Origin of the sequence: Halanaerobium sp. DL-01, assembly GCF_003338615.1 — a bacterium.
Classification (GTDB): Bacteria; Bacillota; Halanaerobiia; order Halanaerobiales; family Halanaerobiaceae; genus QPJE01.
In genome coordinates, this window is record NZ_QPJN01000019.1 from 39,538 (window position 1) to 46,074 (window position 6,537).

Annotated in this window: 6 protein-coding genes; all 6 read right to left on the bottom strand. The window is 30.0% G+C overall.

Features of this window, described 5'->3' with window-relative positions; translation table 11 throughout:
* Nucleotides 1–25: 25 nt before the first annotated feature.
* Entirely contained in the window at nt 26–1,033 is a 1,008-nt protein-coding gene (gene holA, locus DER71_RS07765; protein ID WP_114458383.1) for a DNA polymerase III subunit delta, read from the bottom strand.
* A gap of 153 nt (nt 1,034–1,186) precedes the next feature.
* Nucleotides 1,187–3,496 carry a DNA internalization-related competence protein ComEC/Rec2 gene (locus tag DER71_RS07770; RefSeq protein ID WP_114458384.1) on the bottom strand — a complete coding sequence of 770 codons (2,310 nt, stop codon included), beginning with the start codon at nt 3,494–3,496 and terminating at the stop codon, nt 1,187–1,189.
* A complete protein-coding gene (locus DER71_RS07775; RefSeq protein WP_114458385.1) occupies nt 3,493–4,098 on the bottom strand; it encodes a helix-hairpin-helix domain-containing protein in 606 nt (201 codons plus the stop codon). Before DER71_RS07775 ends, DER71_RS07770 begins: the two co-directional genes overlap by 4 nt.
* A gap of 306 nt (nt 4,099–4,404) precedes the next feature.
* Nucleotides 4,405–4,674 (bottom strand): DUF3343 domain-containing protein, encoded by a 270-nt coding sequence (locus DER71_RS07780; RefSeq protein ID WP_158531739.1) that lies wholly within the window; start codon nt 4,672–4,674, stop codon nt 4,405–4,407.
* Nucleotides 4,668–5,705 (bottom strand): selenide, water dikinase SelD, encoded by a 1,038-nt coding sequence (gene selD / locus DER71_RS07785; RefSeq protein WP_114458392.1) that lies wholly within the window; start codon nt 5,703–5,705, stop codon nt 4,668–4,670. The genes DER71_RS07780 and selD overlap by 7 nt, the downstream gene beginning before the upstream one ends.
* A 65-nt stretch (nt 5,706–5,770) precedes the next feature.
* Nucleotides 5,771–6,343 (bottom strand): sulfurtransferase-like selenium metabolism protein YedF, encoded by a 573-nt coding sequence (gene yedF / locus DER71_RS07790; RefSeq protein WP_114458387.1) that lies wholly within the window; start codon nt 6,341–6,343, stop codon nt 5,771–5,773.
* Nucleotides 6,344–6,537 lie beyond the last annotated feature (194 nt).

A 6,537-nucleotide genomic window follows, 5' to 3' on the forward strand; every position in this document is an offset into this window, starting at 1 on the left:
CTCATCCACCTGGATGAGTTTTTTGTTATAGAATAATTGCCTTCATAATAATCATCTCCACGGCCATATTTTGATCCGGATAATAACCTGTTACAAAATTATAATTTGCCTGAAGAATTTCTTCCAGAATATTTTCTAATTCATGCTGTGTAAAATTTTTACTTCTCTGCAGAGCTTTTTTTACAGGATAGGGATGTTTATTCAATTTTTCTGCTATTTTTTTGTGATTTGTTGTATATCTGCTGTAAAACTTAACTTCCATAAGCAGACGTATATGATTGGCCAGCATAGTAAGTAAATAAAGTGGGTAGGCTCCTCTATTAATCATATCCTTTAAACTCAGCAGTGCTCGGGCTGTTTTTTTCTCACCTATTAAATCCAGAAAATCGAAAATTTCTCTGTCTTCAATTAAACGATCTCTGCTTATAACTTCTCTAATATCACCAAATTTTATTTTGTTTTTTTCCGGAAATCTAGTAATTATTTTTTCTATCTCACTTTTTAAAATATCCAGCTGGTTGTTAAACATATCTTCCAGTGTTTTTACTGCCTGGCTGTCTATTGATTTATTATGTGCTCTAAATTGTTCGTTAATCCAGTGATCAAGTTCCCTGTATTTGGGAGTCTGCAGTTCAAAGAAGACACCTTCCTTTTTAATAACCCTGTATAATTTTTTTCTTTTGTCTATCGAGTCAGAATTAAAAAACAGGAAAACGCTGCTTTCCGGTATTGAAGCAATTATCTGCCCTATTTTTTCAATTTCTTTTTTATTAAAATCAGATCCAGAATCAACTTCACTTAATATAAATCTCTTCTCATATCCAACCGGTGGTGTGTTTAAAACAGTTTTCAATCTTTCAATATACCTATCTCCACTTTTAACCAGTGAAAGATTAAAACCCCTAATTTCTTCAGGTATAAATTTTTTAATAAATTTATTTTTAAACTCTTCCCGCAAAAAATCGTCTTCACTTTCTACATAATATATCTTTTTTAATTTCTCATTATCATTAAAATAATCGGAAATCTGCAAAAAAACCAACTCCTGAATATTTTATTCTTTTATTCATTCTATTTATTATTCTATCACATCAAAATCAATATTTGTAGCTTTTTATCAGCCAGTTATTTAAAATTCTAATACTAAAAATTTTAATATTTCTTTATCTCCTTTTCTTATCAGTTTTTAATTAAAAGTATCAACATATATTTGTTTTTTGCTGCTTTTTAACATAACAGCACCATTTTTATCAGTTCTTAAATATGGTATCTGCCTTTTTCTGAGTTTTTGTATAACTTCTTTAGAAGGATGTCCGTAATTATTTTTCCCCACCGAAATAACTACCAGATCAGGTTCTGTATAATCAAGCAGTTCAGCAGAAGTAGAAGTACTGCTCCCATGATGTCCTGCTTTTAAAATATTAATTTTTCCCAGCTTATTTTCATTGAGTATTCTTTTTTCTCCTTTAACGGATAAATCTCCGGTTAAAAACATTTTTGTATCTCCATACTGCATAAGAAAAGCCAGGGAATTATCATTTTTATCATCGGTAAAATTTTGTTGAGAAGGATTGAGAAAATCTATATACACTTCACCTATCTGAAAAGAATTTACTTCACTGAGTTTAAAAATTTTGCTGTGATTTTGGCTAATCGAATTATAATATTTGTTTTTCTCTAGAGATGAGGGAATTAAAATAGCTTCAACTTCTTTTCTAGCTATTATAAATTCTGCACCACCAGCATGATCAGAATCAAAATGTGTTATTAAAAGATAATCTATTTTATCTATACCCCGATAATTCAAAAAAGGAATAATATTATAATTTGCATTTCTTCCATCAGCTCCAGGTGGACCTGTATCAACCAGCATGTTTCTGCCATCAGGGAATTTTATAAATATACCATCACCCTGCCCCACTGATAAAAAGACTACTTCTAAATTTTTATTAAAGTCTGGATTAACAAAAAAAGAAATTAATATCATTATAAATATAAGTGGAAGTATTATCTTTGCCCTGCCAAATTGCTTTCTTTTTAAAGGAATTATTCTTTTTTTATATATATATGGAAGACAAAACAGCACTACATAGTATATCAATACTATAAACAAATTAGGTGTAGCAATTATTAATATTTTTTTCTGCAGTAAATCCATTATTTTTAGTAAAAAAAATAAAAAATCTATACCCAAATTTACAGGTGGAACTAAAAAATTCGCTGCTGTTAAAGAAAAAAAGGAAACTATCATTAAAAAGAACGACAGTGGGAGCAGCAGACCAACAAAAGGTATCAGCCATATATTAGTCAAAAAAGCAATATAACAATATTTATTAAAATAATATGCAGTAAGTGGAAAAGAAGCTAATTGTGCAGCAGCAGAGGCCTTAAAAACTGCTGCTGTATTAAAAGCACGCAAAAATTCACTTAAAATAACAAGTGATGTAACCAGCACATAAGAAAGCTGTAAACTAACTGTAAAAAGAGAAGCAGGACTTACAAGTAAATTTATTATCATTGTTACTCCTAGCAGGTTGAGAAAATCTCCTTCTCTATTAAACTCGTCTGACCACAAATATAAAAGTGCCAGTACAGAAGCTCGGATTACTGAAACACTTCCCCCTGTTATAACAAGATAATTAATTGTAAAAAAAGTTATAAAATATAATGAAAGTCTTCTACTGAAAAATATTTTAAAACATATTTTGGATAAAAACAATATAATAATACCAATATGAAGTCCTGAAATTGCAAGTAGATGTCCTGCACCAGTTGACTGTAAAAGTTCTTTTTGTTCAAAACTCAAATGTTCTTTTTCTCCTAAAAGAACAGCCAGCAAAAATGAATGCTTATCTTTAGAAAACAATTTTTTTAGAATATTTATTAATTTTTTCTTCAACCTTATTAGAGGTTTTAATAGAGAAAATCCATTTTCAATAAACTTAACGTTTTTCAACTGCCATGTCTCCGCAAAAACTCCCTTTTTCTTCATATATTTACGGTAAGAAAAACCACCTGGATTTTTTTGCTCTTCCAGCAGAGATAACACTGCCTTAAATTTAATTAAATCATTATCTTTAAATTTAATCAGTTTTTTCTTTGGCACTTTAAGTAAGCCATATTTTACTTTTCTACCATCGATAAGTTTCGGTTTAAAATAATAGTATTTTCCTTCCAGATTAGAAATAGGTATTTTTAAAGATGCCAAAATAGAATGGCTTTTATTATCTGCATAATTTGTAATTGAAAAGCTGCTGGTGTATTTATAATTTTCATAAATAAAAAAAGTAAAACCTATTAATAAAAATATAAGCATAATATTAAAATATTTTCTGCCTAATTGTTTTTTATCAGCTACCGTGGAATATATTAAATAAACTAATGAAATTAATAAAAATAAAATTTTTGCTCTATTAAAAAATTCTAAATATATTCTGGCGAGTAAAATTCCAGCAAGCAGAGCAGCACTAATATAAAAACAGGGCCTCCTTTTCATCTTAAAGAAATTTCACCCTTTATTTTTTCAAGAGTTTTTTCTCCTATTCCACTTACATTAAGCAGCTGATCAAAAGAAGTAAAAAAACCATTGTTATCTCTGTAATCTATAATATTTTTTGCTTTCCCTGGTCCAATACCTGTTATTTTTTCTAATTCTTTCCGATTCGCTCTATTAACATTTATTTTGTCATCAGGGAGACTGCTGCCATTTTCCCCGGGCTGTTCAATAAACTTGATTTCGTCTGCTGCTCTTTTTTTGGGAATTTCAATCTTTTCTCCATCAATCAATGGTGATGCAAGATTAATTTTTTCTTTATCAGCCTTTTTAGTAAATCCTCCTGCCAGTTCAACTAAGTTAATAAGCCTATCATCTGAAGCTACCTGATAAACACCGGGATTTTTTATTTCCCCAGTAATATAAATTATTATTTTCTCATTTTCTTTTTCTCGTAAAACCTTACTACTGCTTTCTAACATAAGATCAGTATTTTCCTTTTCCTGAATTTCTCTGATATTACTTCCGGCACCATCAAAATAATATGAGACAGCCAGAAATAATATCATAATAAATGTTCCTACAAATTTTATTTTTTTCTTCATATCAGCACCTCCACTTATATACTTCGAGGTAAATTTTAAAATTCCTGTAAAATTTTGTAAATTTAGTGCTGAAAAAATACCGGCTTTCAACCGGTATAAAATTTAATTATTTTGATAGTAAATGACCTTTTGTTTTTTATTATTAAATCATTTGCTATTTATTTAATTCTCCGTGAAAAATAATAATTATGTTTTAATATATAACATCATCCTAAAAATAGTTTTTGATAATTTCAGCCAGAATAGTTTTTCCTGAAGCTATTCCCTCTGCAGTACCAATCAAAATGCCTGTATATCTAAAACTCTTTAAATATATATTTTATTATATCTTTTATTTTCATTTTCGGCAGTAACCTCATAAACTTCTTCAATTACAACATTATTTTTTTTCATCAGCTGTAAAACATCTTTTAAATTTTCATTAAATCTAACTGCTGAACCACAATCCGCTGTTATTTCAGGTGGAACAGGAACAATTCTATAAGAAATATTTTCGGAAGAAAAAATCTTTTCTGCTTTTATGGAGTGATGTGTAGACTGAAATACCAGAAGGTAATATTTGTTTTTTTCTACCACTTTAATACAACTCCTTTGTCTCCATCAACCACTTTACCAATTACTGCAGCATCAATATCCTCAGTATAGAGGTCAATCAAAAAATTTGAAGCATCTTCTTCACTAATGGAAATCAAAAGCCCCCCGGAAGTTTGAGGATCAAACAGGAGATCATAAATAATATCTTTTCTATCACCTTTTTCCATTACAAATTTTTTATATGTATCTCTATTGGTATAAGCACCTGCTGGTAATAACCCCATTTCAGCAAATTCATCTGCTCTATCCAGAACAGGAATAGAATCTGGTTCAATTTCAATTGTTCTTTTACTACCTTCTGAAAGTTCAAGAAGATGCCCTATAAGACCAAACCCAGTAATATCTGTACAGGCATTTATATTGTACTGTGGAAAATATTTAACAGCTTTATTATTCAATTCAGTCATTGACTTTACAGCATGATTTGACAGATCACCACTTATGAACCCTGCTTTTATTGCTGAAATCATAACTCCAACACCAATTTTTTTGGTCAAAACAAGAAGATCTCCACTCTGAGCTTTTGAGTTAGTCAATAAATTACTAGGATGAACTGTACCGGAAACAGAGAGTCCGTATTTAGGTTCATCATCAACTACAGTATGACCACCACACAAACTGGCACCAGCTTCTCGAACTTTATCAGCTCCACCTTTTAAAATTTGTGCCAGTATATCGTTTTCTAGACAGGATGGAAATCCAACAATATTCATTGCTAAAATTGGTTCTCCCCCCATGGCATAAATATCACTTAGCGCATTTGCAGCCGCTATTTGTCCAAAAAGATAAGGATCATCTACAACTGGTGTAAAAAAATCTACAGATTGAATTAATGCCAATTCATCAGAAATGCTATAAACAGCAGCATCATCTGCATTATCTAAACCTACAATTAATTTTTCTCTATCAGCTGGAAAATCCACTTGACACAGAACCTGTGCCAGGGCATCAGGACCCATTTTTGCTGCTCAGCCAGATGTTTTACTGTAATCTGTTAGTTTAATTTTATCCACAAATTCACCAACTTTCATTAAATTTACCTATTAAATATGTTTTAAACTGCTTTGATTTTATATTCTTACAAAATTAATGCTTTACCATTATTAATGCTGTCTGCAATTTCGTACATATTGCTTATTTTTCCAACTTTAATTTTATCTGTTAAATTATAATAATTTAAACATGTACCACAAACTAAAATATCAGTTCCCTTTTCTTCTAATTCCTTTAACACTGAAATAGTTTCAGGATAAATAGTAGTTAATTTAACTCCAGAATTTATAAATAGCAATTTTTTAGGCCGAGGAGTAATATCTAGCAGGGTACTTAAAAAACCCTTCATTAGAATTTTACCCAGTTCTTTTTCTCCTTCACCCATATTCTCAGATCCAATTAAATAAACTTTGGCATTATCATTTTGAGACTCATTAGTAACAGTCCCTTCTGGCGCTGTTATTAAAATTTTAAAAAAGTCTTCTCCCTCTTTTACAGTCGAATAACTGCAGTTCATCTTTTTGGCAAGTTTGGCAACATTCTCTGCGGCAATTTCATTATCAACAATAGTAGTTATTTTAGTATTATCATCAAGAGCCTTTTTTGTTAAAACTACCGGTTTTGGACAGTCCATTCCTCGTGCATCAATTTCTTTCAAATTATAAACCTCCTTCAAATAATTTATAATATTTACTAATGAAAATTATAACATATATTTATTACTATCTCAATATCATATTTATCTGGACTTTCCCCATTTTTTATATACTGCTGCAAAAAGGGGAGATGCAGGAATATTGAAATTTTTAGTCAATGAATCTTAACGAAATGAAGGAAGAAATAGGGTTGAAC